The organism is Flavobacterium ajazii (assembly GCF_010614725.1).
Lineage (GTDB): Bacteria > Bacteroidota > Bacteroidia > Flavobacteriales > Flavobacteriaceae > Flavobacterium > Flavobacterium ajazii.
The window spans coordinates 134,240-158,814 of record NZ_JAAEHL010000001.1 but is presented as its reverse complement, the minus strand read 5'-3'; the positions used below and the strand labels follow the sequence as shown (position 1 = coordinate 158,814).

20 protein-coding genes, 1 tRNA gene and 1 pseudogene are annotated in these 24,575 nt (G+C 32.3%); 13 read left to right on the top strand and 9 right to left on the bottom strand.

Annotation, left to right across the window (positions count from 1 at the left end; genetic code table 11):
- Positions 1 to 53: 53 nt before the first annotated feature.
- On the top strand, positions 54 to 1,868 hold the full coding sequence (locus GWR14_RS00575; protein WP_163407004.1) for a T9SS type A sorting domain-containing protein: 1,815 nt from the start codon (positions 54 to 56) through the stop codon (positions 1,866 to 1,868).
- 221 nt (positions 1,869 to 2,089) lie between these two features.
- On the opposite strand, the gene GWR14_RS00570 is transcribed toward GWR14_RS00575, so the two are convergent.
- Together GWR14_RS00570 and GWR14_RS00565 are read right to left on the bottom strand one after the other, a co-directional pair.
- Complete coding sequence (locus tag GWR14_RS00570; RefSeq protein ID WP_163407003.1) at positions 2,090 to 2,596, bottom strand: hypothetical protein; 507 nt, start codon at positions 2,594 to 2,596, stop codon at positions 2,090 to 2,092.
- A 261-nt stretch (positions 2,597 to 2,857) separates the two neighbouring features.
- Positions 2,858 to 3,730, bottom strand: coding sequence for an AraC family transcriptional regulator (locus GWR14_RS00565; RefSeq protein WP_163407002.1), 873 nt, complete (start codon positions 3,728 to 3,730; stop codon positions 2,858 to 2,860).
- A gap of 729 nt (positions 3,731 to 4,459) precedes the next feature.
- On the opposite strand from GWR14_RS00565, the gene GWR14_RS00560 reads away from it, so the two are divergent.
- The 6 genes and pseudogenes from GWR14_RS00560 to GWR14_RS00540 all read left to right on the top strand — a co-directional run bounded on the left by GWR14_RS00560 (position 4,460) and on the right by GWR14_RS00540 (position 8,772).
- Positions 4,460 to 4,864 carry a secretion protein gene (locus tag GWR14_RS00560; RefSeq protein WP_163407001.1) on the top strand — a complete coding sequence of 135 codons (405 nt, stop codon included), beginning with the start codon at positions 4,460 to 4,462 and terminating at the stop codon, positions 4,862 to 4,864.
- 387 nt (positions 4,865 to 5,251) lie between these two features.
- Positions 5,252 to 5,443, top strand: a pseudogene (locus GWR14_RS24090) (secretion protein); the annotation flags it as partial.
- A 383-nt stretch (positions 5,444 to 5,826) separates the two neighbouring features.
- Positions 5,827 to 6,231 carry a T9SS type A sorting domain-containing protein gene (locus GWR14_RS00555; protein WP_163407000.1) on the top strand — a complete coding sequence of 135 codons (405 nt, stop codon included), beginning with the start codon at positions 5,827 to 5,829 and terminating at the stop codon, positions 6,229 to 6,231.
- 374 nt (positions 6,232 to 6,605) lie between these two features.
- On the top strand, positions 6,606 to 7,007 hold the full coding sequence (locus GWR14_RS00550; RefSeq protein WP_163406999.1) for a T9SS type A sorting domain-containing protein: 402 nt from the start codon (positions 6,606 to 6,608) through the stop codon (positions 7,005 to 7,007).
- A gap of 609 nt (positions 7,008 to 7,616) precedes the next feature.
- Positions 7,617 to 8,003, top strand: coding sequence for a secretion protein (locus tag GWR14_RS00545; protein ID WP_163406998.1), 387 nt, complete (start codon positions 7,617 to 7,619; stop codon positions 8,001 to 8,003).
- A 382-nt stretch (positions 8,004 to 8,385) separates the two neighbouring features.
- Positions 8,386 to 8,772, top strand: coding sequence for a secretion protein (locus tag GWR14_RS00540; protein WP_163406997.1), 387 nt, complete (start codon positions 8,386 to 8,388; stop codon positions 8,770 to 8,772).
- A gap of 56 nt (positions 8,773 to 8,828) precedes the next feature.
- Here the strand turns inward: GWR14_RS00540 and GWR14_RS00535 are convergent, their stop codons facing one another.
- Positions 8,829 to 9,275, bottom strand: a complete 447-nt coding sequence (locus GWR14_RS00535) for a hypothetical protein (RefSeq protein ID WP_163406996.1) — start codon at positions 9,273 to 9,275, stop codon at positions 8,829 to 8,831.
- Positions 9,276 to 9,676: 401 nt separating this feature from the next.
- On the opposite strand from GWR14_RS00535, the gene GWR14_RS00530 reads away from it, so the two are divergent.
- Positions 9,677 to 10,057: a flagellar motor protein MotB gene (locus tag GWR14_RS00530; protein ID WP_163406995.1), complete on the top strand. Its 381-nt coding sequence runs from the start codon at positions 9,677 to 9,679 to the stop codon at positions 10,055 to 10,057.
- A gap of 70 nt (positions 10,058 to 10,127) precedes the next feature.
- On the opposite strand, the gene GWR14_RS00525 is transcribed toward GWR14_RS00530, so the two are convergent.
- Positions 10,128 to 10,535, bottom strand: coding sequence for a helix-turn-helix domain-containing protein (locus tag GWR14_RS00525; RefSeq protein ID WP_163406994.1), 408 nt, complete (start codon positions 10,533 to 10,535; stop codon positions 10,128 to 10,130).
- 305 nt (positions 10,536 to 10,840) lie between these two features.
- On the opposite strand from GWR14_RS00525, the gene GWR14_RS00520 reads away from it, so the two are divergent.
- Entirely contained in the window at positions 10,841 to 11,164 is a 324-nt protein-coding gene (locus GWR14_RS00520; protein WP_163406993.1) for a hypothetical protein, read from the top strand.
- Between the two features lie 543 nt (positions 11,165 to 11,707).
- Here the strand turns inward: GWR14_RS00520 and GWR14_RS00515 are convergent.
- On the bottom strand, positions 11,708 to 12,184 hold the full coding sequence (locus tag GWR14_RS00515; protein ID WP_163406992.1) for a hypothetical protein: 477 nt from the start codon (positions 12,182 to 12,184) through the stop codon (positions 11,708 to 11,710).
- 386 nt (positions 12,185 to 12,570) lie between these two features.
- On the opposite strand from GWR14_RS00515, the gene GWR14_RS00510 reads away from it, so the two are divergent.
- Positions 12,571 to 12,654, top strand: a tRNA-Ile gene (locus GWR14_RS00510).
- Between the two features lie 57 nt (positions 12,655 to 12,711).
- On the opposite strand, the gene GWR14_RS00505 is transcribed toward GWR14_RS00510, so the two are convergent.
- Entirely contained in the window at positions 12,712 to 16,152 is a 3,441-nt protein-coding gene (locus GWR14_RS00505) for a methylmalonyl-CoA mutase family protein (RefSeq protein ID WP_163406991.1), read from the bottom strand.
- Positions 16,153 to 16,363: 211 nt separating this feature from the next.
- Entirely contained in the window at positions 16,364 to 16,933 is a 570-nt protein-coding gene (locus tag GWR14_RS00500) for a Crp/Fnr family transcriptional regulator (RefSeq protein WP_163406990.1), read from the bottom strand.
- Positions 16,934 to 17,172: 239 nt separating this feature from the next.
- On the opposite strand from GWR14_RS00500, the gene GWR14_RS00495 reads away from it, so the two are divergent.
- From GWR14_RS00495 to purU, 3 genes are all read left to right on the top strand, one after another.
- Positions 17,173 to 18,282, top strand: coding sequence for a pectate lyase family protein (locus GWR14_RS00495; protein WP_163406989.1), 1,110 nt, complete (start codon positions 17,173 to 17,175; stop codon positions 18,280 to 18,282).
- Between the two features lie 266 nt (positions 18,283 to 18,548).
- Positions 18,549 to 19,268 carry a DUF4197 domain-containing protein gene (locus tag GWR14_RS00490; protein WP_163406988.1) on the top strand — a complete coding sequence of 240 codons (720 nt, stop codon included), beginning with the start codon at positions 18,549 to 18,551 and terminating at the stop codon, positions 19,266 to 19,268.
- A 130-nt stretch (positions 19,269 to 19,398) separates the two neighbouring features.
- Entirely contained in the window at positions 19,399 to 20,253 is an 855-nt protein-coding gene (purU, locus tag GWR14_RS00485; protein WP_163406987.1) for a formyltetrahydrofolate deformylase, read from the top strand.
- Between the two features lie 79 nt (positions 20,254 to 20,332).
- Here purU and GWR14_RS00480 read toward each other — a convergent pair whose 3' ends face one another.
- Entirely contained in the window at positions 20,333 to 23,032 is a 2,700-nt protein-coding gene (locus GWR14_RS00480) for an SdiA-regulated domain-containing protein (protein ID WP_163406986.1), read from the bottom strand.
- Positions 23,033 to 23,216: 184 nt separating this feature from the next.
- Entirely contained in the window at positions 23,217 to 24,386 is a 1,170-nt protein-coding gene (locus GWR14_RS00475; protein ID WP_163406985.1) for a proline dehydrogenase family protein, read from the bottom strand.
- Positions 24,387 to 24,575 lie beyond the last annotated feature (189 nt).

Here is a 24,575-nt window from a genome sequence, read left to right as displayed (position 1 = left end):
TTATACGTTATTAAAAAGCTATTTTTGCCTCATTATAAATTATAAATTTTATCATGAGAAAAAATTACGTTCATCTCGTTTTACTGCTCTTATTAAACATTTCAATGTTTGGGCAAAAAGTTACGCTTACCCCCACGTTAGTAAACGGATTAGGTTTTAGTAGCGGATCTATTAATTTAGGATCTATACCAACATCAACTATTTCACTATCAGTAAAAGTAGAGATTCCCACAGCAGCTGCCGTGGGAGATCAAGGCACTATAAAAATCTACTTCTCAAAAGGAACTGCTTTAGGATCAAATATAACTACAGGTGGTGATGGTGGAGCATTGTATTTTGGCGGAGGAAAAGTTGCTACCAGAAGTTTTATCATAAACTTGAACTGGAGCGATTTTTTAACCTCTGGTGGTTTTATATTTGCTGAATACAATAATGGCGTTACATACAAGAGCTCAAATATTACGGTTATTAAAAACTCTACTGTGAACACAGGGACAAATTTAAATCCTCCAGCAGATGCCCCTAACCCAAATAAAATTGTTAACACTTTATGCTGCAATCAAACTATTAGATTGGGAGATAAACCCGCTCCAATAACTGGTTCACAATATTTAAATCCTTATGAAGGCTTACCGTATGGAATAACTCGTAGAATAATCATTAATAACGGTAATATTGATAATTATGACGATCTAAATAAAATTTTATATTTAGATTATACAACAGAATTAAAAGATATAACTATTAATAGACAACTTGGATACGTTTATGGTAATGAGTATCCAAATCAAAGTAATACTGTAAAAATAAAAGTAGTCCCTTCTCCAATTTTAAGCAACAACATTGGTCCAAATAATGCTACTGATGCAAATTCAGATGGCTTTGTTGAGTTTTCAAGTTTAAAATCTATTGATTTTATTGGTACTGCTTCAATGGTAGACTTAAACATTCTAAGAGATCCATATCATGTATACGATAGAGCTGATGAAATCTCTAGAGATGCAACTTATTCATGGGAGTACGCTAAAACAAACAAGGATAATTTAACTCTTAAAAATTGGATTCCAATAATTAGTGATAATTCTTCTAATTTATATGGTTTTACTCCACCGAATTCAAATTCAGAAGATAATTATTACGTAGTTAGAAGAATTGCATCATATGGCGGAATCTCAAGAGTTAGCAATGAAGTTAAAATAATGACTAGAGGAATGAGATACAATAACATCATTTGTTGTGATCAAACTTTAAACATATCATCATTAACAAATTTTGAGGCTCCTACAATTATAAATGGATCAACACCAATTATGGACGAAACAAATATCCAAGGAACAAATTTTAAAACAAACTCTATTTCATATCAATGGCAAAGTCAAACTATATCGAGAGGAATCTCAATTTGGTCTGATATATCTGGAGCAACTTCGAAAGATTACTTACCTCCATTATCTTCATTAAAAGTAATAAACAATGGTGGTCGTACTGGTGTTGCTACTTTTAAATTTGAATCTTCTTACAATTATAGAAGAATAGCAAAAATTAACTATCAATATTATGATACTAAATTGATTAATAAAACAACATCTAGCTTTAGCAATGAAATCTCTCTAAGCGGAAGTTCAAGTGAAGCTTATACAAAAATATACCCAAATCCTACATCATCAACTTTAAATATTCAAAGTAAGGATGATATTTCAAATGCCAAATTAAGAATTACAAATATTATGGGAATTACGACCAACTATAATTTCTCAGTAATAAATTCGAATTTAATCAGTATAGATGTTTCACAATTAACAGCTGGCACGTATTTTATTAGTATTGATACTAGGGATAATTTCAATAGTACATTTATAAAACAATAAAACTTAACTAAACCACTCTGTACTTTCAGTGCAGAGGTTTGTTTGACGAGAGACTTTCAGTTTCTCAATTTTGAAAACTTTTTATCAATATTAAAAAAGTCAAAGACTATATTTTTTCGCATTACTAAAGTACTACAATAAATTGCAGAGTTTTAAACCCCGATCTGAGAGCAATAAAAAAAGGAAATCTTACGATTTCCTTTTTGCTTTTAAAATAATAATTAGTTTAATTTTTGAACGTTACTATCGTCAATATTATATCTTTCGATAACTTCATTATAATCTGAATAATCAGGCTTTACTTTTTTAGCATTTAATCCATCATCACCAGGAACAATTACAATCCTAAATGTTTTTCCTGTTCTAAAACTATTAGGCAACTCAGATAAATCACTCAAGCTACCTTTTATAAAGATTGTAATTCTATTTTTCGAGAAAGTGTAATTATATTGAGCTGACTCTAATCCATCATTAAAATAGTATATCTGGGGTAATAATGCCCAACTATCTCCCCCAGCTGTACCAACTAATTCATATACTAAAATATTATCTCCTGATAACATTCCTGACGGATTGCTAGTAACAGAATAGTTGGGTCCAACAAAGTTAGCATCAACTTCATAAACATAAGAAATCGGACCTGGCTCTCCCGGAGGCCCTTCCGGTCCTTCACAACTTGTAAATGCAAATAATCCAACAACTGCAAAAAGTGTCAATATCTTTTTCATAATATATTTTTTTTAAAGTTTATATTTAAAGGTATTCCAAAAATCAAACCAAAAAAAAAATTTAACGGTCTATAAGCAAAATTTTCTCATTATTTTTCAGCAATTACCTGATTGTCAATAAAAATTTTATCGAAAACAACAAATGGAAAGACAGTGAATTCTGCCAATATTAGCAAGGCGTACTAATATTATTTATTTATAAAAGACATAAAAAAACCATCAACAAATTTGATGGTTAATATTTTAGAAATATATGATTTTTTACATAATCGTCGCTCTGTGCTCCTGTCTGTATTCTGAAGCGCTTTTACCTGTATATTGTTTAAACGATTTACTGAAATGACTAAAGTTATTAAATCCACTTTCATAACAAACTTCGTTTATACTTATAGGTTTCTCTGCCAAAAGTTTTGAAGCATGAACCAAGCGGTATTCGTTTACAAATTCTGTAAATGTTTTATTGGATATTTTTTTAAAATAACGACAGAAAGACGATGTTGTCATACTTACCAGACTCGAAACTTCGTCTACAGAAATTGGTTCCTGAAAATGATCTTTCACATAACTAAATACTATATTCATTCGGTCATTATCCGGCACCTGCATTTCCATTAAAAATCCATCAGCATTTAAAATCGTATATTCTTCAGAAGACGCTAAATCTTTTAGAATACTCAAAAGAGTCAGGAAACGTTCAAACGGAGATTTGTTCTCCATTAACTCCATTCTGGTTCCGATTAACTTTTTAGTTTCCCCTCCAAACGCAATTCCGGCCTTCGCCTGTTCAAGAAGTTTCTGAATCTTTTTCATTTCAGGAATATTAAAAAAATCATTCCCTAGAAAATCAGGTTTAAAATGAATAACCGTTTCATCCTTATTTCCCGTTTTTTCATTAGTAAATCCACAGTGCGGCAAATTAGAACCTATCAGAATTAAGGATCCATTGGTATAATACGAAATATGACTTCCTATTTGCCTCTTCCCTGCTCCGCCATTCACAAAAACAATTTCAATTTCGGGATGATAGTGCAATAAGTGCGATTTACTGTTCGTCTTATGAGCATGCTTGGTATAGGTAAAGGAACTTCCGTATGAGTTTGATATTATCTCAAGAGCTGGGGCAATTGGTTTCATTTCATAAAGATTAAATAATAAAAACAAAATTAACAAAAAAGCCTAAAATAATTCAAACTTTAACCTACATCGCTTTCGTAAATGAGAATATTGCATTAATATTAACAAACAAGTGCATACAAAAAACGCTTTTACAGCAGAAGTAATTTAACCTCAAAGAATTAGACTATTAAATACTAAAGCTATGAAAAAGATTTTAAATTAAGTTTAGGATACTAATACTTTTCAGATTTTTAAAAATCAATTCTTCAAACAATTAAAAAACGACATTTTTTTGAAAGGAAAAATTCGCACATATATGAGACTTTTTTTTGCTTAAGCTTAAAATGTCGTTATACTGAAGAAAACAAATTTGTTCTCAAATTATCCTTGTTTTATTGATTTTCCAAACTTTTATGCAATAAAACATATATTTACACCTCTCAAATTACAGTTTTTCAAATCAAGAAATAGATAAAAATTGCGATACCCTTATTTTTTTCCTACAAAAATTACATTATCTCAACAAAAACAATATTTTGTTTTTTGAATTCGTAATGGGTGCAAAAATTTTAAAAAATAATAGCCAAATTCGCAAAAACACCAAGAATAATTCAAATTTTAACATATAACGGTTTCGTAAATGCGAATATAGCATATATATCTGCAAATACGGTTGTGTATTTTCACACATTACAGAAGTAATTTAGCACTATAGAATTAGAACAAATAATTTTAAAAATATTAATCATGAAAAAGATGTTAAAATTAAGTTTAGTATGTGCAGTACTTTTTACAGGAAGTATTTATGCAATCGGAGGAAATGAAGATTTTACTCTTCATGTAATTAAAGAGAATGGAAAAGAAGTGACTTTTGCATTAAACAATGTAAATAAAGCACACTTATCTATATATGATAAAGAAGGAACCCTGATTTATTCTGAAAATGCTACAGGTAAAGACGGGATTCTAAAAACTTTCAGCTTTGCAGAATTTCCGGAAGGAACTTATTTCTTAGTAATTGATGATAGTACACAGACTACAAAACACGAAATTACGATTACTGATGACACTACGGTTTTATCAACAAAAGCAATTTCTTCAATTTATAAAGCAGGAATCTCTGCTAAAAATACTAGCGTAGCAGTACGCTAAAAAAGTTATACTGCATACAGTATAAAATGAGGTTAGATAGTTAGTAAAGTTTAAAACTTAACGGTTTTAAAACAGCTCTTGGTGGTTCTTGAGCTGTTTTTTTTTGTTTTAATTCTTCCGAAATAAAATAAAAAGACAATTTTGATGTAACTAAAAAACAGTCTAAACATGATAAAACAAAAAATCCTCAAAATAGTTGTTTTTTAAAAAAAAACTACAAACCATTTAATAAAACTAATGATAATAATTCTATATTTTGACTTATATAGTTTTACAAATAAGAATATAATATATAAATATGAAAACACAGTCGTGCAAAACAATAAATTACACGAGTAATTAAAAATCAAATAATTAAATCAATTTAAAAACTATTGACATAAAAAAGATTTCAATCTTCATGTATTAAAAAGGGAATAGCAAATTGATCACTTTTGCTCTGAACAATGTAAAAAAGCAAAATTGGCAATCTATAACACAGACGGTACGCTTATTTATCCCTAAAGCGCTACAGGCAAAAACGGAATTTTAAGAACATTCAGTTTAGAGGAATTTCCGGAAAAAACTTATTTCATGGAATCTATGCGTTTTTATTTTCAAATCCATCTTCAATAAACCATGATTTTCTTTAACAAAACATACATTTACACCTCTTGAATTACACTTTTACAAAATAAACAACAAACAAAAATTGCAATAACCTTAATTTTTTCCTACAAAAATTACACTTTTTCAGCAAAACTGATTCAATAGACTTTATATTCGTAATTGATGTGAAAATTTTAAAAAATAATAATCAAATTAGCAAAAATACCAAGAATAATCCAAAATTTAACATATAACGGTTTCGTAAATGCGAATACAGCATATATATCTGCAAATACCGTTGTGGATTTTCATGCATTACTGAAGTAATTTAGCACTATAGAATTAGAACAAAAAAACTTTAAAATATAGTAATCATGAAAAAGATGTTAAAATTAAGTTTAGTAATTGCAGTACTTTTTTCAGGAATTAATACATACGCAATTGACGGAAATGAAGATTATATCCTTCATATAATTAAAGAAAATGGCAACGAAGTTACATTTGGATTAGAAAATGCGACCCAAGCAAAATTAATGATATACGATCAGGATGGAACTATACTTTATTCTGAAAATGCTTCAGGAAAAGATGGAATCCTAAAAAGAATCACATTTGAAGATTTTCCAGAAGGAACTTATATCTTAAAAATAGAAGATAAAGCAAAAATTACAAAACATGAAATAACTGTTACTTATAACAAAGTGGTTTTATCACCTAAAGCAATTTCATCAGTTTATAAAGCAGGTTCTGCTGAAAATACAAGCGTAGCAGTACGCTAAAAAAGTTATACTGCATACACAGTATAAAATGAGGTTAGATAGTTAGTAAAGTTTAAAACTTAACGGTTTTTAAAACAGCTCTTGGTGGTTCTTGAGCTGTTTTTTTTTGTTTTTAATTCTTCGAAAAAATACAATTTTAATATGATTAAAAAATAATGTAAACATCATAAAATAGTAAATTCCAAAGTAGTTATTTTTTAAATTATTGTAAACAATTTAACAAAACACATGATAATAATTTTACATTTTAACCTATATCGGTTTCGTAAATGAGAATATAGCACATAAATAAGAAAACACAGTAGCACGAAATAATCAATTATACAAGTAATTTAGCATCAGAGAATTAAACTATTAATTTAAAAACTATTGACATGAAAAAGATTTCAAAATTAAGTTTAGTGTTAGCAGTGCTTTTTGGAACAAGTACTTATGCTATCGATGGTAATGAAGATTTCAATCTTCATGTATTAAAAGGAAATGGTAAATTGATCACTTTTGCTCTGAACAATGTAAAAAAAGCAAAATTGACAATCTATGACACAGACGGCACGCTCATTTATTCTGAAAGCGCAACAGGCAAAGATGGAATTTTAAGAACATTCAGTTTAGAAGAATTTCCGGAAGGGACTTATTTCCTGGAAGTAGAAGACAGTGTAAAAAAAGTAAAACATGAAATTACAATTACAGGCAATAAATCAATTTTGTCTACAAAAGCAATTTCATCAGTTTACAAAACAGATTCTGCTAAAAATTCGAACGTAGCTGCACGTTAATTTAAAATTTATACAATTTTGTATAAAAAAATGGTTTGGTAGTTACAGCATTAAAAAGTAAATGCTTTTATTGAGAAACAGCTCATTTGGTTATTGGGCTGTTTTTTTTATGCGTTTTTATTTTCAAATCCATCTTCAATAAACCATGATTTTATTTGAAAAACAAATTCGCACATCTCACCTGTTTTTGTCAGTTGAAATTCAAATTGCCGACAAGTTAAAGAAAACGAATTTGTTCTCAAATTATCCTTATTTTACTATTTTCACATGATTTTCTTCAACGAAACATACATTTACACCTCTTGGATTACACTTTTACAAAATAAACAACAAATAAAAATTGCAATAACCTTAATTTTTTCCTACAAAAATTACATTTTTTCAACAAAACCGATCCAATGGGCTTTATATTCGTAATCGATGTGAAAATTTTAAAAAATAATAACCAAATCAGCAAAAACACCAAGAATAATTTAAAATTTAACATATAACGGTTTCGTAAATGAGAATATAGCATATATATCTGCAAATATGGTTGTGCGTTTTGGCGCATAACAGAAGTAATTTAGCACTATAGAATTAGAACAAATAATTTAAAAAATATTGATCATGAAAAAGATGTTAAAATTAAGTTTAGTATGTGCAGTACTTTTCACAGGAAGTACTTATGCAATTGACGGAAATGGAGGTTTTGCTCTTCATGTAATTAAAGGAAACGGTAAAGAAGTAACTTTTGCTTTAAATAATGTAAAAAAAGCTCATTTAGCTATATATGACACTGATGGTACTCTTATTTATTCTGAAAATGCTTCAGGTAAAGACGGAATCCTAAAAACCTTCAGCTTTGAGGAGTTTCCATCAGGAAAATATTTCCTTTTAATTGAAGACAGCGTAAAAACAACAAAACACGAAATTACGATTACTGATAAAGCTACGGTTTTATCTACAAAAGCAATTTCTTCAGTTTATAAAAACACAAGCGTAGCAGTACGCTAAAAAAGTTATACTGCATACAGTATAAAATGAGGTTAGATAGTTAGTAAAGTTTAAAACTTAACGGTTTTTAAAACAGCTCTTGGTGGTTCTTGAGCTGTTTTTTTTATCCAAAAGCTTCAAAATAAATACGTTTTAAAAATTTTAACAAACTATTACTGAAAAAAGACAACCGATTGTTTGTTAAAAATTTAGAAATAATTCAAAATAACAAAACCATCAGCCCAATAAATACGTACATATAGAAGAAAAAACACGGAAATACTTTTAATTCAACAACTTACTGTTAATAAAAAAGATAGTAAAATTTTTGAAATATGGTAACTATTTGTAGTTTTGTCAATACCACGAATAAGAAAATTAAAATTAAAAATTAAAAAAAGAGATGAAACAAATCCTAAGATTGAGCTTTGTTGTAGCTGTATTTTTAACAACACTAAGTACTTATGCAAATAATGAAAAAGGCGATTATATCCTGTATATAAAAACCGGAAACGGAAAAGTAGTCAGCTTTACCTTAAACGCTGATGAAAAATCCAATTTTTCTATTCTTGATGAAAATCAAAATTTACTTTACTCAGGAGAAGTTTCTTCAAATGAATTAGAAGTTTCAAAAACCTTAAGCCTCGAAACCTACCCTGCAGGAACTTATTACTTAAAAGTTTCAGAAAACAACAAAGTAGTAAATCATAAAATTAGAGTTTCTGCAAAAAAATCAAAAGCAATTGCATTAGACCAGTCTGTAAACGAAAGCCCAGCTTTTCGTCGATAATAATATTTGCCCCCAATTTATCTATGTAAAGAACAGTTTCGCAAGGAACTGTTTTTTTATGTATTATCTTTACGCAAACGGGAACCAATTTCGACAAGTTTCCAAAAACTATGTGCCTCTGACGGAATGACTATTTTTTGAAATTCTTTATAATAAGAAGAATGTACAAAAGCATACATGTAATCTAACATATCTATTATTGTAAAACTTTGCCTGAATTCCGGCCGCAATTCATCGCTATTAGCAAAGCATACATTTCCTGGTTCTTTTTCAAATAAAAATAGTAAACCGGAACGATCTGCAAACCATTGTATAATTTCATTATTTGGGGCAAATTTAGAATCCGATTGATAAAAAAGAGTTCCCGGAGTAAAACAAGTTATGTCTCCATCATCAATAATTTTTAAAACAATATTTTCTAAACTAACACTATCTAAAAACTGGGGAATATTTCCCTCTATAATCAAAGTGCTCATTTTATTGTAATACTCCTGAATAGTCATAACAGTGCCAGTTTAATTAACTATAACCCGTTGGATGAAATTAAAAATAAGTATCAGGCTGAGCGGAGTCGAAGCCCTTTCGTATTCAAAAGCCTTCGACTCCGCTCAGGATGACACCAATTCCTTAAGTTATAAATAATGTTTTACTCCCAATTTTATACTTTTATTAATCAAATCATTTTTTTTAATCAATTTCACTCAACGGGTTAACCATAAAATTATACTATATAACTGAATTGAATATTTTTCTGCCTTAAAATGTCTGAAAAATTTTAGATAACTCCCTTAAAATCGTTAAATTTTCTAAAAAAATCACCAAAACATATCTTATTTAACTGATTTAGATATATTTGCGAAAACAAAAAACAATACCACCAAGCTATTCTCTTAATCCTATGCGTATGCAAAAAAGACTTTTTATTTTAGTATTATGGGCTATTTTTTCATTTAGTGCTTCAGCCCAAAATGAAAAAGTATTTATTACAGACAAAGTAAGCGACAAATATGCTTATGTAGATGTAATGAAAACATACGAAAGAATTGCTGCAAAAGGCTACAAGTCAGTAGACTTATTTCAAAAATTAGGAGATTCATCTTATTCACATTTTAAACTGGAAAAGGCTGCCGAATGGTATAGCAAGCTTTTTTCACTGACTTTAGATTTAGCTCCTGAATATTATTATCGTTATGCAGAATCGTTACGATTTATTTGTGAAAATGAAAAGGCGGATGCTGTTCTTGAAAAGCTGAAAATAAAAGGAATAATAAAGAAAAAGGTTTAATACATCTACTCTTCTAAAATAATAAAAGCAGCTCTTCATCAGGCTGCTTTTTATATTTCTATTGTGCTTATTATTTTCCTTTAAGTAATTTTTCTAAATATTCGATTTTATCTTTTTCCGACTGAAGCAAACGCTCATAAAGGTTTTTATTTTCTTCTACAGTTTCCATTAATTTATCTAATGGATTGAAAGTGCAATTACTAAGTCCAAAATAGTTGTTAGGACTTTCATTGAAGGTATTAAAATAATTGATCACGCCTTCTTCAGAAAAATTCTTAATGGCTTCAACCGTCACACCAAGTGCTTTTGCCACTTCGATAAGCTTTTGCTCATCTATCGTTTCACTGTTTTCTAAAGCCGAAACTGCTTGCTGGTTTGTTCCTAAAGCTTGTGCCAATGCTTCCTGTTTCATGTCACGAAGTTCACGAATGCGGCTTATTTTTCGTCCTATATGATTTGGTTTTGTAAGTGTGCTCATAATTCAAAGATAATAATTAAGTTCATTAACAAGAAATATGTAAAAAACATATTTAGCGCCGTATCATACGGCAAAAAATGATTTGATACCGTGTAATCTATTTCTTTCTTGCGGTGTGAAACAAAAATACATTTTTTCTGATAATAATACCGATTGCATATTCAATTATAGTCCAATTTCATTGTACCATTTTCATATCACATCGGCATTATACCAGAATATTTTGGACTAAAATACAAATCAAATTGGTATAATAAATTCTAAAAGTCAAATTCTAAAACGATTCACACTCAAAAACCAACGAAATGGAAACCACTGAAATTAGAAATTTAGAAATTCTCAAAAAATTAGCTGCCCGGTCTTTTCAAACATTAAAACCGGCTCCTGACAATTCAAAAGCGTACATTGCTCAAATTAAGCTTTCTAATTATGTCGAACTCGGAGGCTTAATTACTGATCTGCTTAAATTGTGCATTTTGGCGCTGGATCCGGAAATACCTAAAATTGCTGATAAAAACAATGAACCTATTAATGTGGGACTTATTTTAGAAACTGTACTTCAGCTGTTGCCTTTGGAAGAAATGGAGGTTTTGAGTGATTTTGGGGAGGTTGTTGGTGGTTATGATTGAGTTTTTTAAAAGCAACCTCAATATTGTCATTCCCAAAGAGAAGGAATCTTTATGCTGGCGCGAGCGCAATGTCATTAAGTTAAGAGATTTTAGATTGAGGATTAACGATTTTTGATTTCAGATTTGGTTTGGCTAAATATTAGATTGTTGATTTTAGGAGGTTTTATATCAATAATCAAAAATAAGCTATCATTTTATCTTTTAATCCTGAACTTAATGACATTAGACACAAGCGTAGCAATACAGCAATAAAGAAATTAAAAGTATTAGGATTAATCAACCAATTGAAACATGAATTTATTCCGTTGCTCCGATGTATCTCTCCGCAATTAAAATTTCTATTTTTATAAATTATAGATATTTGTTTATTTGATATTTGAAGTGAATAAAAAAAACTGTATGTTTATATTTCAAAATCAAATCTAATAAATTTTAATATGTCAGACAAAGAAACACCAAGACCACAACCCACCCAAAAACCACCTGAAAGACCAACTACTTCTCCAGATAGAGGCTTAGAGCAAAAAGGAATTCCAAGACCCCCTAAAAGGTAATTAGAAAAAATATAAAAGTACAAATCAAACCTACAAACATAAGAAACATACTAATATTATTATAACGTGTTGTTAGGTTTGAGAACTTTTCTGATTTTCTATCATAATCATCTCGACAATCGGTTAACTTTTCTAATGCAACTATTAAATCTTCAGTTTCTGATAAAGCTTTCTTTTCTTCAATTTCAATTTCACAGTCATACATCAAATAGCTTTGAAGATTAGCTTTATATCCATATTGTTGAGATACAAAATTAAGAATTATGCCTCCTAAAAAAGAACCAGCTGACACTTTAATATATAGTGTTTCGGCACATAAATTATGAGTAGTAGCAATATATTTAATTGTTTCCAAGCAAACATAAATTCCGGCACCACAAATTGAAATTATTAACAAATCAATTCTTTGAATACTATAAAACATTCCATCCCAAGATTGTTTTTTTCCTTCTAATGAATTTGCCATGTTTAAATTATTTAATAATTACTATGTATTTTAGCACTTGTCAATTTCAACTCTAACAGAAATATCTTCTTTTACTCTTTAATCAAATGTTTTTAATTGCAAAAAAAATGATATTTATTTTGGTATAACAAACATACCAAAATAAGTAATTAATACTTAAAATTATTACAGTAACAAAAATAAAATCTCAATAAAACATCTGTTGTATCTAATATCAATTTCCCATTAAAACATTATAAATCAGTTTGTTCTATTTATAATCATTTATTAAATTAGATTATTTCATTATAAATTCTTTCTATTAAAATGGATTGACAACCTATTATATTAAGAGTACCTTTGTAACATCAAAAGTTAAGCTCAAGAAAGTAACATGTTGCTTTTCTGAGGTTGGACTGAATGGTTAAGGCACCTGTCTGATAAACAGTGTTAGGATAACACCTATACGGGTTCGAGCCCCGTACCTCCCGCTAAATGGCTCAGCGATGAGCCATTTTTAATCAGGGGTAAATTAAACAATAAAAATTCTACATATTTCTCCTATACTGCCCACCCACTTCAAACAAAGCCGAAGTAATCTGTCCGAGCGAACAAACCTTTGTAGCTTCCATTAAATAATCGAATAAGTTTTCGTTTTTAATAGCCGCTTGCTGCAAAGCATTTAAATGCTCGTTTACTTTTGCTTCGTGGAAATTATGCAGATTATCCAGCATCGTAATCTGGTATTGTTTTTCTTCTTCTGTGGCACGAATAACCTCTGCCGGAATTACAGTCGGCGAACCTTTTGAACTCAAGAAAGTGTTTACACCCACAATTGGGAAATCGCCATTATGTTTTAAGGTTTCGTAATACAAACTTTCTTCCTGAATTTTAGAACGTTGGTACATTGTTTCCATTGCGCCTAGAACTCCGCCTCTTTCTGTAATTCTGTCGAATTCTTGAAGAACGGCTTCTTCTACTAAATCGGTTAATTCTTCGATGATGAACGAACCCTGAATTGGGTTTTCGTTTTTCGCTAAACCTAATTCTTTATTGATAATCAGCTGAACCGCCATGGCACGACGAACAGATTCTTCTGTTGGCGTTGTAATCGCTTCGTCGTAAGCGTTTGTGTGCAATGAATTACAGTTGTCATAAATTGCGTATAAAGCCTGCAAAGTCGTTCTGATATCGTTGAAATCAATTTCCTGCGCGTGTAAAGAACGCCCGGAAGTCTGAATATGGTATTTCAGCATTTGGGCTCTTTCGTTGGCTCCGTATTTATTTTTCATGGCTTTTGCCCAAATTTTACGCGCCACACGACCAATTACTGAATATTCCGGATCTACTCCATTTGAGAAGAAGAACGATAAATTTGGTCCAAAATCGTTGATGTTCATTCCACGGCTCAAATAATATTCAACGTAAGTGAAACCATTTGAAAGCGTAAACGCCAATTGCGTAATTGGGTTTGCTCCCGCCTCGGCAATATGATATCCGGAAATCGAAACCGAATAGAAATTACGAACGTTTTTATTGATAAAATATTCCTGAACGTCTCCCATTAATCGCAACGCAAATTCTGTTGAGAAAATACAAGTATTCTGCGCCTGATCTTCTTTTAAAATATCAGCCTGAACTGTTCCTCTAACTTGCGATAAAGTTTTGGTTTTAATTTCATTATAAACTTCCAAAGGCAAAACCTGATCTCCCGTAACGCCCAAAAGCATTAATCCTAAACCGTTGTTTTCAGCTGGAAGTTCGCCTTGGTATTTCGGTCTTTCTATTCCTTTGTCTTTATATATTTTGTTGATTTTAGCTTCAACTTCTTTTTCTAAATCATTGGCTTTAATGTACAATTCACATTGCTGATCGATTGCCGCATTCATAAAGAAACCTAAAAGCATTGGCGCAGGCCCGTTAATCGTCATACTTACTGAAGTCAATGCATGAACCAAATCGAAACCTGAATATAGTTTTTTAGCATCGTCTAAACAGCAGATAGAAACTCCCGCATTTCCAATTTTCCCGTAAATATCCGGACGTAAATCTGGATCGTTTCCGTATAAAGTCACACTATCAAAAGCGGTCGAAAGGCGTTTTGCCGGCATTCCCGCACTTACGTAATGAAAACGCTTGTTGGTTCTTTCCGGTCCGCCCTCGCCTGCAAACATCCTTGACGGATCTTCGCCTTCACGTTTAAACGGATATAATCCCGAAGCAAACGGAAATTCTCCAGGAATATTTTCCTGTAAATTCCAACGCAGGATATCACCCCAGCCTTCATATTTAGGCAAAGCAATTTTCGGAATTTGTAAATGCGATAAACTTTCAGAATGTGTCGCGATTTTGATTTCTTTATCACGAACTTTAAATGAGTAAACCGGATTTTTGTATTTCGCAACTTTATCAGCCCAATTCAGGATAATTTCCCAATTGTACGGATCTAAATCCATTTTTACTTTATCGAATTGATTCAGTAAAAGATTTAAAAAGATTCTGTTTTCGTCGTGTTCTGCAATTCCGCCTGGTAAAACAGTCGAATCATCAATTCCTGCTTTTCTAATTTGAGGAACTTTTCCTGAAACTGATTCTATGGTTTTAAAAATTCCGTATAATTTCTGAGCTACTTTTTGCTGTGCAGTTGCCGTTTCATCATAACTTCTGTTATTCTCAGCGATTTCAGATAAATAACGTGTTCTTCCCGACGGAATCACGAATATTTTCTCGCTCATTTCTTTAGTGATTTCAAAAGTCGATTTCAAATCTGAATCGGTTTTCTCTACCACTTTATCCATAATCGCTTTATAAAGCGTGTTCATTCCCGGATCGTTAAACTGCGAAGCAATTGTTCCGAAAACCGGCATTTCGTCCGGATTTTTATCCCACAGATTATGGTTGCGCTGGTATTGTTTTTTTACATCACGCAATGCATCAAGCGCACCACGTTTATCAAATTTGTTCAGGGCTACTAAATCGGCAAAATCAAGCATGTCGATTTTTTCCAATTGTGTTGCTGCACCAAATTCTGGCGTCATTACATATAAAGAAACATCCGAATGATCCATAATCTCCGTATCAGACTGACCGATTCCGGAAGTTTCCAGAATAATCAAATCGTATTTTGCAGCTTTCAAAACCTGAATCGCTTCGGCTACATATTTAGACAAAGCCAAATTCGACTGACGCGTCGCCAGTGAACGCATATAAACACGAGGATTATTAATCGCATTCATTCGGATTCTGTCTCCTAAAAGTGCTCCTCCTGTTTTTCTTTTCGAAGGATCGACAGAAATCAATCCGATTGTTTTTTCCGGGAAATCAATTAAGAAACGGCGCACTAATTCATCAACCAAAGATGATTTTCCGGCACCGCCCGTTCCTGTAATTCCTAAAACCGGAATTTTAGAATTCGTATTAATTTCATGAATTTTGTCAAAAGCTGATTTCGCAATTTCAGGGAAATTTTCTGCAGAAGAAATCAAACGTGCAATTGCAGTTGGTGTTTTGCTTTCGATATAATCGATTTCTCCGTTCAATTTATCTCCAATAGAAAAATCGGCACGTTCAACCAAATCATTAATCATTCCCTGAAGTCCTAACGAACGTCCGTCATCCGGAGAATAAATTCTTGTAATTCCATATTCATGCAATTCAGAGATCTCGCTTGGCAGAATTACACCTCCCCCGCCTCCGAAAATTTTAATGTGCCCTGCTCCTTTTTCATGAAGCAGATCGTACATATATTTAAAGTATTCATTGTGTCCGCCTTGGTACGATGTCATTGCGATCGCATTAGCATCTTCCTGAATGGCAGTATTTACTACTTCTTCAACGCTTCTGTCGTGTCCAAGATGAATAACTTCGACTCCGGTTGACTGAATAATACGGCGCATTATATTAATGGCTGCATCATGTCCGTCAAAAAGCGAAGCAGCGGTTACAATTCTTACTTTATTTTTAGGAATATATGCTTTTTGTAGTTCCATTTTACGAATATGATAATTTTATAGCGCAATTTACAAAATATTTCAACAATTCAATGAAACGATAGTTTTATGTTAACAAAAAAAATTTACTTCACATATATAAAGATTCTTATCATCCAAAAAGACTTTCAGACAACAAAACAAAACATTGATTTTAAGCGAATTAATTTTATTAGTAAACTAAAAAAGATTTAGTTCTTTGAGTTTAAGATCAAAAACTCTTTTTGATTTTTGATAAAAACTCGTGAGTAACCCCTAAATAAGAAGACAAATTTTTATTGTTTATTTTTTGGGTCTTTTGAGGATATTTCTTTACAAACTCAATATATCGCTGTTTTGAAGTTTTGTTTAAAACATCTAAAAGCCTTTCCTGTATTGCAATATTAGCCCTTTCCACCATCAGAATATGAAACTGAATCAGTTTTGGAACCTCCTTAAACAACAACATTTTATTGGATTTATTAATTACCAATATATCACTGTCTTCAATCGCTTTAATATTGTATTTGGTCAATTTATGGTAATAAAAGCTTTCGAGATCGCACATCCAGTCGTTTTCAAATGAAAAGAAAACCACACTTTCTGTTCCGTTTTCATTTATAATGTAGGTTTTAAAAGCACCTTTCAGGATAAAACATTCTAAAGAATTATTAGAATCCTGAATCTGCAAAAATTCATTCTTTTTTAACTTAATGAATTCTGTTTTCTCAAGTATCAGCCCCCATTCTTCGTCTGTAAGGGAGATTTTTCTTTCAATATTTTGCCGTAGTTCTTCGTACATATTTTTAATTATTACTTAATTAAAATTTCTAAAATTCGTAAAATTTGGGGATGAATTTGATAATGTAATCGATTACGCAAAAATATAAAAATTATATAATATTCAAATTAATAATCTAAAAAAAATTAAATATTCAATTTAACTACAAAATTATTGAACAAGTTCAATATTCTTGTAGGAATTAATAAACATCTTTGCACCACTATAAAATTTTAGTAATAACCATTAAAAAACTAACAATGAAATTTAAAACCAAATTTACCATTTCGTTATTTGCGCTTGTTTTAGGCTTTGCAAGTTGTAACACGGAAGATGTAACAGAGCAAAATGCAGATGAAGCAGCATTAAGTACAAATCAGGAAGTTTCTGCTTCGACTTCTAAAGTAGGAGTTTGTTCAGAAGTTCCGGGATGGGCTTCCCAAAACGGAAGTACGACAGGAGGAGGTACATCTGCAGAAACAGCCGTAACCACTTATGCACAATTGAAATCGGCAATTGAAAACACTTCTGTAAAAGTGATAAAAGTATCCGGAACTATTACCGTTTCTGCAAGATTATCATTTCAGAACCAAACCGGAAAAACAATTTACGGAACCAGCGGTGCAAAACTAGTATCAACAAACCAGACTAAAGATGGTTCTGGGATCATTTATTTTAAAGGATGTAAAAATATCATTATCAGAAACCTTATTTTCGAAGGCCCAGGTGCTTATGATACTGATGGATGGGACAATGCTACTTTGGATAACTGCCAGAATGTATGGGTTGACCACTGCGAATTCAGAGATGGTGTTGACGGAAACTTTGACATCAAAAATAAATCTGATTATGTGACTGTTTCTTATACAAAATTCACTTACCTAAAAGCACCAAAAGCAGGAGGTTCAGGAGGTACTGACGATCATAGATTTTCAAATTTAATTGGTTCAAGCGACAGTGCTACAGGAGACCGCGGAACATTAAGAATTACATTTGCACGTTGCTGGTGGGCTAGCGGCTGTAGAGAAAGAATGCCAAGAGTTCGATTTGGAAAAGTACATATCATAAACAGTTATTTCAATAGCTCTGTTAGTAATAAATGTATTGCTGCAGGTTTTGAAGCTAATATAAAAGTAGAAAATAACGTTTTTGAAAATGTAAAAACTCCAATCGAATTAATGACAGGTCTTACTGCTGTAACTGTTACATCAGGAAATGTTTTCACTAACACAAGTGGAAATACAGCAGGAAAAAACACTGCATTTACTCCTCCGTACAGCATTGTAACCCTTGCTGCATCTGCTGTTAAAGCTGACGTTTCTGCCAATGCCGGAGCTACATTTTCCGGTAATATTTGCGGATCTTTCTAAGTATAAAAAAAATTGTTAAAGAAAAGCTATCCAAATTGGGTAGCTTTTTTTTGTTTTTTTCAGTTTTAAAAAGCGTCTTCTGAAAACCAAAATTTTTAAAATAGCCCCGATGGGAACGGTATCCCGCGCTTTTTCTGCGCGGAATTTAGTGGACAGCGGGACAAAAGTTAATTATGGAACAAAATGTTTGTGCTCCTGAAATAAAATTGTGGCTTTGTTGTTGAATAAATAGTATTTTTGAAACCATTAAAAAACCCCATTTCACAATGAAAAAGATTTTACTTCTTGCTGTAGCATTTTCTCTTAATTCCTGCGCGCAGGTACAACAAACTTTAAATCAATTGCCACAATTATCTTCACAAATTCCTGGTGTTGGTGGTGTCGATATTGCTTCTGGTTTAAAAGAAGCCCTGAATAAAGGTATTACAGAACAAGTAAGCAAACTTACTGCTGTTGATGGTTTCTATAAAAATGAAGCTGTAAAAATCCTGATGCCTGAAGAATTACAAAAAGTTGATGCTACTCTACGAAAAGTAGGTCTTAGTTCACTTGCTGATGAAGGTATCAAAATGCTGAACCGTGCGGCTGAAGATGCTGTGAAAGAAGCAACTCCTATCTTTGTTTCAGCTGTCAAAAACATGTCTTTTACTGATGCAAAAAATATTTTATTAGGGAATGACAGTGCTGCAACAAGTTATTTACAAGGAAGCACAACAACGGCTTTGTATGCAAAATTTAATCCCGTAATTAAAAGTTCGTTTGAAAAAGTAGGCGCCGATGCAATCTGGACAAAAATTATTACGAAATACAATGCTATTCCGCTGGTAAAAAAAGTAAATCCTGATTTGACAGATTATACAACCAATCAGGCTTTGACAGGTGTTTTTAAAATGATTGCCGTAGAAGAAAAAGAAATCCGCAATAACATTAGTGCCAGAACAACACCGTTGTTAAAAAGCGTTTTTGCGATGCAGGATAAAAAGTAAATTTTATGTTTAACTGTTTATTTGTTTAATCGTGTAACTGCAAAAACTTAAATTCTACAACCATTCCGATTAAACAAATAAACGATTAAACAATTAATCTATAAAATAACCGATTAACCAAAAAATTATAATGCAAAAAATAACTATTCTGATTCACTGTAAGGATCAAAAAGGAATTATTGCTGCAGTAACAGCTTTTATTGCAAAAGTAGAAGGAAACATTACTTATATTGATCAGCATGTTGATACAGAGCAAAATGTATTTTTCATGCGATTAGAATGTGATTTGACGAATCATAATATAAGTATCGATGTTATAAAAGATGATTTTAGCCAAACTATTGCTGCAGATTTTGATATGTCGTGGGATTTATACAATCAGGAGCAGAAACCAAAAATGGCATTATTTGTATCAAAATACGACCACTGTCTGTTTGATATTTTAGGACGTTACAGTGCAGATGAGCTTAATGTCGAAATTCCGGTAATCATCAGTAACCACAATGATTTGCGTTCTATTGCGGAGCGTTTTGATATTCCGTTTCACTACGTTCCTTTTACCAAAGACAATAAAGAAGAAGGTGAAGCCAGACAAATTGAACTGTTAAAAAGATATCAAATCAATTTTATCGTTCTGGCGCGTTATATGCAAATTATCACACCTGGCTTGATTTCGCTTTACGAAAATAAAATTATCAATATTCATCATTCGTTTTTACCTGCATTCCCGGGTGCAAAACCGTATCACTCTGCATTTAAAAGAGGAGTAAAAATTATTGGTGCTACAAGTCATTACGTAACAGAAGAATTAGACGAAGGTCCGATTATCGAACAGGATATTGCACGTGTTTCTCATATTCATTCTGTTGAAGATTTTATTATGAAAGGCCGTGATTTAGAAAGAATTGTTTTGGCAAGAGCCATAAAATTACATGCCGAACGCAAAACAATGGTTTACAGTAACAAAACAGTTGTCTTTTCTTAAAAAAACCAAAGGCTTATAAAAATTAAAGGAGCCGTCTCAATAATTTGAGACGGCTCCTTTTTTAGTAAATATTTTGATATTATTTCTTAATCACACGGATTGTCTTTTTATTTCCTCCCTGAATTACAACAACATTGTAAACACCAGTAGCATAATCACTTCCTATTCTTTGGTTTTGAGCTTCTGCAGCATCATTGAATTCATAAGCATCTAACTGTTTTCCGTTCATATCATATACTTTTATTCCAACGCTATCATTACTAAGTATTCCTAAGTCTAACTGGAAAACTGAACTATAAGGAACCGGATAAGCTACTACTTTAAACGTATTTATTTCTGAAGGATTCTCAACACTTAAATTAGGACTTGTTTTAACGAATACACCCGGAGAACCAATTTCGGTATTGCTGTTAGCTGCAACAAATGCTCCATTCGTACCTACTGCACTCAACTGAGTAACTGCTGTAGTTATCGTAGTAAGGCCGTCAGTATTATCAAATGTTTTGAAAGTTCCTGTTGATGAAGTCCCAAATAATACAGAAGTCACTGGAGTACTGCTAACTCCGTTGTATAAATTCACCTGATCACCACTTGCCCCTAAACCAATTCCTGAACCAGTATAATTTCCAATTCTCAAACCTGCAGGACGATTTGTTCCAAACCAGTTATTTAAAAATGTTTCTGTTTTTCCTGCTAAATCATTAGTTTCAATAAATATAACAGATTCTCCCGGATTAATGCTTGTAATTCCGTTTAGCGCTACTGCAGCTGCAGGTGATTGTGAATTATCATCTACTTTCCATCCTGTAATATCAACTGCTACGGCTTTAGTATTCGTAATTTCAAACCAATCAGCTCCTACCGGACTGTCTCCACTTGACCATGGCGCTACTTCAGAAATAAATAATTTCCCTGTGGTTCCCGGTGAACCAATTTGATTCGCATCATTTTTCGCTGCAAAAGCATCGTTAACACCAACCTGACTTAATGTTGAAACTGTAGCGTTATTAAGGCTGACTGCGTTATTAAATGTTATATTGGTAGTTGATGTTCCAAAAATGACATTCGCCTTTAGATTTCCACTCGCATCAAATAAGTTCACCTGATCGCCTCCTGAACTTAAACCTATTGAACCACCAGTATAACTTCCAACTTGTAGACCTGCCGGAACATTGCTTCCAAACCAGGTCGATTTGAAGTTAGCAATAACAGTTGCGTTATTTGCAGCAGTTGTTTCTAAGAAAATTACAGATTCTCCCGGTTTAATAGTAGTGATTCCATTTAAAACTAAAGCTGAAGAAAACGCTTTAGAATCATCATCTACTTTCCAGCCAGTAATATCAAGATCGGTAGTTCCGTTATTTGTTACTTCAAACCAATCGGCTTTAATTGGATCAACGCTACTGGACCAAGGTGCTACTTCTGTAATACTTACTGTTGCAATTGGGGCTACTTCATTAGCTACATCTGTAACTGACAAAGTAAAATTAACTGAAGCATCAGGAGTTGAGCCCACAGTAGTATCATCTACATTTACAGTAACAGTATAACTTGTTTTTGTTTCATAATCCAATACTGTTCCTGCTTTGATATACAATCCTGCACCAATGATTTCAAAAAAAGCAGCATCTGCACCTGATAATGACAATGTATTTGTTCCTAATCCGTCATCTGTAACTAAAATATCTGAAATTTTAACTGCCGGTGTAGTAGTTGTATTCTCTAAAATCGAATTTGTTGTATTCGCCAAAGCAACAGCCGTTGGCGCCTGATTTGGCAAAGCTGAAGGAGCATAAACCCAAAGTTGCGGATGGTCGATATCGCCACCTCCATTCTCGTTTACGATATATAAATTACCATTACGATCCATAGTCATTCCTTCGTGTTGCTGATTAGCAGCATCTAATGGGTTGCCCGGATCTGACACAATAGTTAAAGTACTTGAAATTACACCATTTCGGTCTACGTTTACAACTTTAGCATTTTCCTGACTCAATACCAATAAATTGTTATATAAAGGTTGTCCGTTTAATGCCGGTAAATTAGATAAAGCAAAAACGTCAGCAACATCAGTAAAACCTAACAAAGCCGGATCAAAAAGATTAACAGAGTTATCAGTCGTAGCTGAACCATTTGTAGCAGTTCCCGCATCAAAATCAATTCCTGTCTGGAAAATCCCCATTGGAGAAATTTCTTTTAAAACAATATAACCATTCGTCAACGGATCGTAAGAAAGCCCTTCTGTTCCTGTATTATTCACAAATGTCCCTAACTTCACTGTTTTAGTATTGCTCCTTGTAAGCGTTGTCCCCGCAGCATAAGTAAACAACACCACTTGTCTGTCACGCTCTTCCGTCATTACAAACTGACCATTGCCTATATAAGTGATCCCTTCAGAATCATAAAAATCAGTTCCCTGCGGACTGCTTCCCTGAGCCAGTGTCATGGTATCAATCAACTGTCCTGTTAACGAAACCTGGGTAACAGAGGTAGTTCCGTCCCCAACAATAAAAAGAGTATTCGTATCCCAGTTGTAAGTTACTCCTGAAGCTTCCTGGGCTAGTAAATTATTAACAGGATGTGCCGTTCTTGTTGGTTCCGGCAAATCGTATCGCCCAACTCTGACATAAGTTGAAAGATCTACAGTCTGAGCAATACTATTTTGATTAAACGCTAATATTGCCATAATCGAAAATATTCCTGTTCTTAAATTAGGAAACAATTCTGGCTTAAAATTGGTTGTAGTGTTGTTTGGTTTTAATAGTAAAGATTTTATCATATTGGTAAATTTTAATTTGGTACAAATCTATTTAACAGCCAAATTTTGTACTTAATGTAATAGTTACTTTATGATTAACTCTTTGTACTTTATTATTTAAGGGAATGTTACGAAATAAACAAATAAAAAAACCGCCTCAGATTATGAGACGGTTTCGCATTTAAAAATTATATCCAGAAAACTTTTATTTCCCTTTTCTTCTTTTTCTTTCAGCCTTAATCATTGACAATTCACGACTGGTTTGCCCGGCTACAGAAGTATTTTCTTCAGCACGGCGAATCAGGTAAGGCATCACATCTTTTACAGGTCCGAAAGGCAAGTATTTTGAAACATTATAACCGTTCTCAGCAAGATTGTAACTAATATTATCACTCATACCGTATAATTGCCCAAACCAGATTCTATTATCATTTTTGGCAATTCCTTTGTGTTTCATCATTTCCATTAATCTATATGAACTCAGTTCGTTATGAGTCCCCGCAAAAATGGACATCGTATCCAAATGATCCAGCATATACTGAACAGCTGCATCGTAATTTTCATCAGTAGCTTCTTTAGAAACGCAAATTGGCGAAACATAATTTTTTTCTTCCGCTCTTTTGTTTTCTTTTTCCATGTAGGCACCGCGAACTAATTTCATACCTATATAAAAACCTTCTTTTTTGGCTGTTTCATGGAGTTTTTTCAGATAATCCAAACGATCCCAACGGTACATTTGCAATGTATTGAAAACAATAGCTTTTTCTTTATTGTATTTACGCATCATCTCTGTCACCAAATCATCTGCAGCATCCTGCATCCAACTTTCCTCACCATCAATCAGTAATGCTACATCTTTTTTGTGTGCTTCACTGCAAACCTGATCAAAGCGGGCCACAACCCTATCCCACTCTGATTGCTCGGCAGAAGTTAATGTTTGTTTTTCTCCTAATTTCTCATACAATTCAAAACGCCCTAAACCAGTTGGTTTAAAAACCGCAAACGGAATCGCAAGACGTTCTTTAGCAAATTCGATTGTTCTTAAAGTCATTTCTAAAGCAGCATCAAACTGCTCCTCTTCTTCTTTTCCTTCAACAGAATAATCCAAAACAGATGAAACGCCTTTTGTAAACATTTTGTCTACAACGGTAAGACAATCATTTTCGTTAACACCACCACAAAAATGGTCGAAAACAGTAGCGCGAATAAGCCCTTCAACAGGAAGATGTGCTTTAATAGCAAAATTGGTAACAGCTGTTCCTATCCTCACCAAAGGTTCGCTGTCAATCATTTTAAAAAGAAAATAAGCCCTGTCAAGTTCGGTATCGCTTTTTAACGAAAAGGCAACCTGAGTGTTGTCGAATATTTTTTCCATTAAATTTAGTTTTTGGACAAAGATAAAGAGTGTTTTGAATATTATTTAACAAAAGATAGATATTTTTAAAAATTCATAACACAAATTCAAAATTCTAAAAGTCCCTATTTTACATTAGATTTATTCAAAAAAAGCGAAAAAACGATTTAAAAAGGCTAAATATCTTCTATAAGTAAACTGAAAAATCAT

What these genes read in the sequence shown, in the direction of transcription:
- GWR14_RS00575 (WP_163407004.1), top strand. Translation starts at nt 54, where the DNA reads ATGAGAAAAAATTACGTTCATCTCGTTTTACTGCTCTTATTAAACATT.
- GWR14_RS00570 (WP_163407003.1), bottom strand. Translation starts at nt 2,596, where the DNA reads ATGAAAAAGATATTGACACTTTTTGCAGTTGTTGGATTATTTGCATTT.
- GWR14_RS00565 (WP_163407002.1), bottom strand. Translation starts at nt 3,730, where the DNA reads ATGAAACCAATTGCCCCAGCTCTTGAGATAATATCAAACTCATACGGA.
- GWR14_RS00560 (WP_163407001.1), top strand. Translation starts at nt 4,460, where the DNA reads ATGAAAAAGATGTTAAAATTAAGTTTAGTATGTGCAGTACTTTTTACA.
- GWR14_RS00555 (WP_163407000.1), top strand. Translation starts at nt 5,827, where the DNA reads ATGAAAAAGATGTTAAAATTAAGTTTAGTAATTGCAGTACTTTTTTCA.
- GWR14_RS00550 (WP_163406999.1), top strand. Translation starts at nt 6,606, where the DNA reads ATGAAAAAGATTTCAAAATTAAGTTTAGTGTTAGCAGTGCTTTTTGGA.
- GWR14_RS00545 (WP_163406998.1), top strand. Translation starts at nt 7,617, where the DNA reads ATGAAAAAGATGTTAAAATTAAGTTTAGTATGTGCAGTACTTTTCACA.
- GWR14_RS00540 (WP_163406997.1), top strand. Translation starts at nt 8,386, where the DNA reads ATGAAACAAATCCTAAGATTGAGCTTTGTTGTAGCTGTATTTTTAACA.
- GWR14_RS00535 (WP_163406996.1), bottom strand. Translation starts at nt 9,275, where the DNA reads ATGACTATTCAGGAGTATTACAATAAAATGAGCACTTTGATTATAGAG.
- GWR14_RS00530 (WP_163406995.1), top strand. Translation starts at nt 9,677, where the DNA reads ATGCAAAAAAGACTTTTTATTTTAGTATTATGGGCTATTTTTTCATTT.
- GWR14_RS00525 (WP_163406994.1), bottom strand. Translation starts at nt 10,535, where the DNA reads ATGAGCACACTTACAAAACCAAATCATATAGGACGAAAAATAAGCCGC.
- GWR14_RS00520 (WP_163406993.1), top strand. Translation starts at nt 10,841, where the DNA reads ATGGAAACCACTGAAATTAGAAATTTAGAAATTCTCAAAAAATTAGCT.
- GWR14_RS00515 (WP_163406992.1), bottom strand. Translation starts at nt 12,184, where the DNA reads ATGGCAAATTCATTAGAAGGAAAAAAACAATCTTGGGATGGAATGTTT.
- GWR14_RS00505 (WP_163406991.1), bottom strand. Translation starts at nt 16,152, where the DNA reads ATGGAACTACAAAAAGCATATATTCCTAAAAATAAAGTAAGAATTGTA.
- GWR14_RS00500 (WP_163406990.1), bottom strand. Translation starts at nt 16,933, where the DNA reads ATGTACGAAGAACTACGGCAAAATATTGAAAGAAAAATCTCCCTTACA.
- GWR14_RS00495 (WP_163406989.1), top strand. Translation starts at nt 17,173, where the DNA reads ATGAAATTTAAAACCAAATTTACCATTTCGTTATTTGCGCTTGTTTTA.
- GWR14_RS00490 (WP_163406988.1), top strand. Translation starts at nt 18,549, where the DNA reads ATGAAAAAGATTTTACTTCTTGCTGTAGCATTTTCTCTTAATTCCTGC.
- purU (WP_163406987.1), top strand. Translation starts at nt 19,399, where the DNA reads ATGCAAAAAATAACTATTCTGATTCACTGTAAGGATCAAAAAGGAATT.
- GWR14_RS00480 (WP_163406986.1), bottom strand. Translation starts at nt 23,032, where the DNA reads ATGATAAAATCTTTACTATTAAAACCAAACAACACTACAACCAATTTT.
- GWR14_RS00475 (WP_163406985.1), bottom strand. Translation starts at nt 24,386, where the DNA reads ATGGAAAAAATATTCGACAACACTCAGGTTGCCTTTTCGTTAAAAAGC.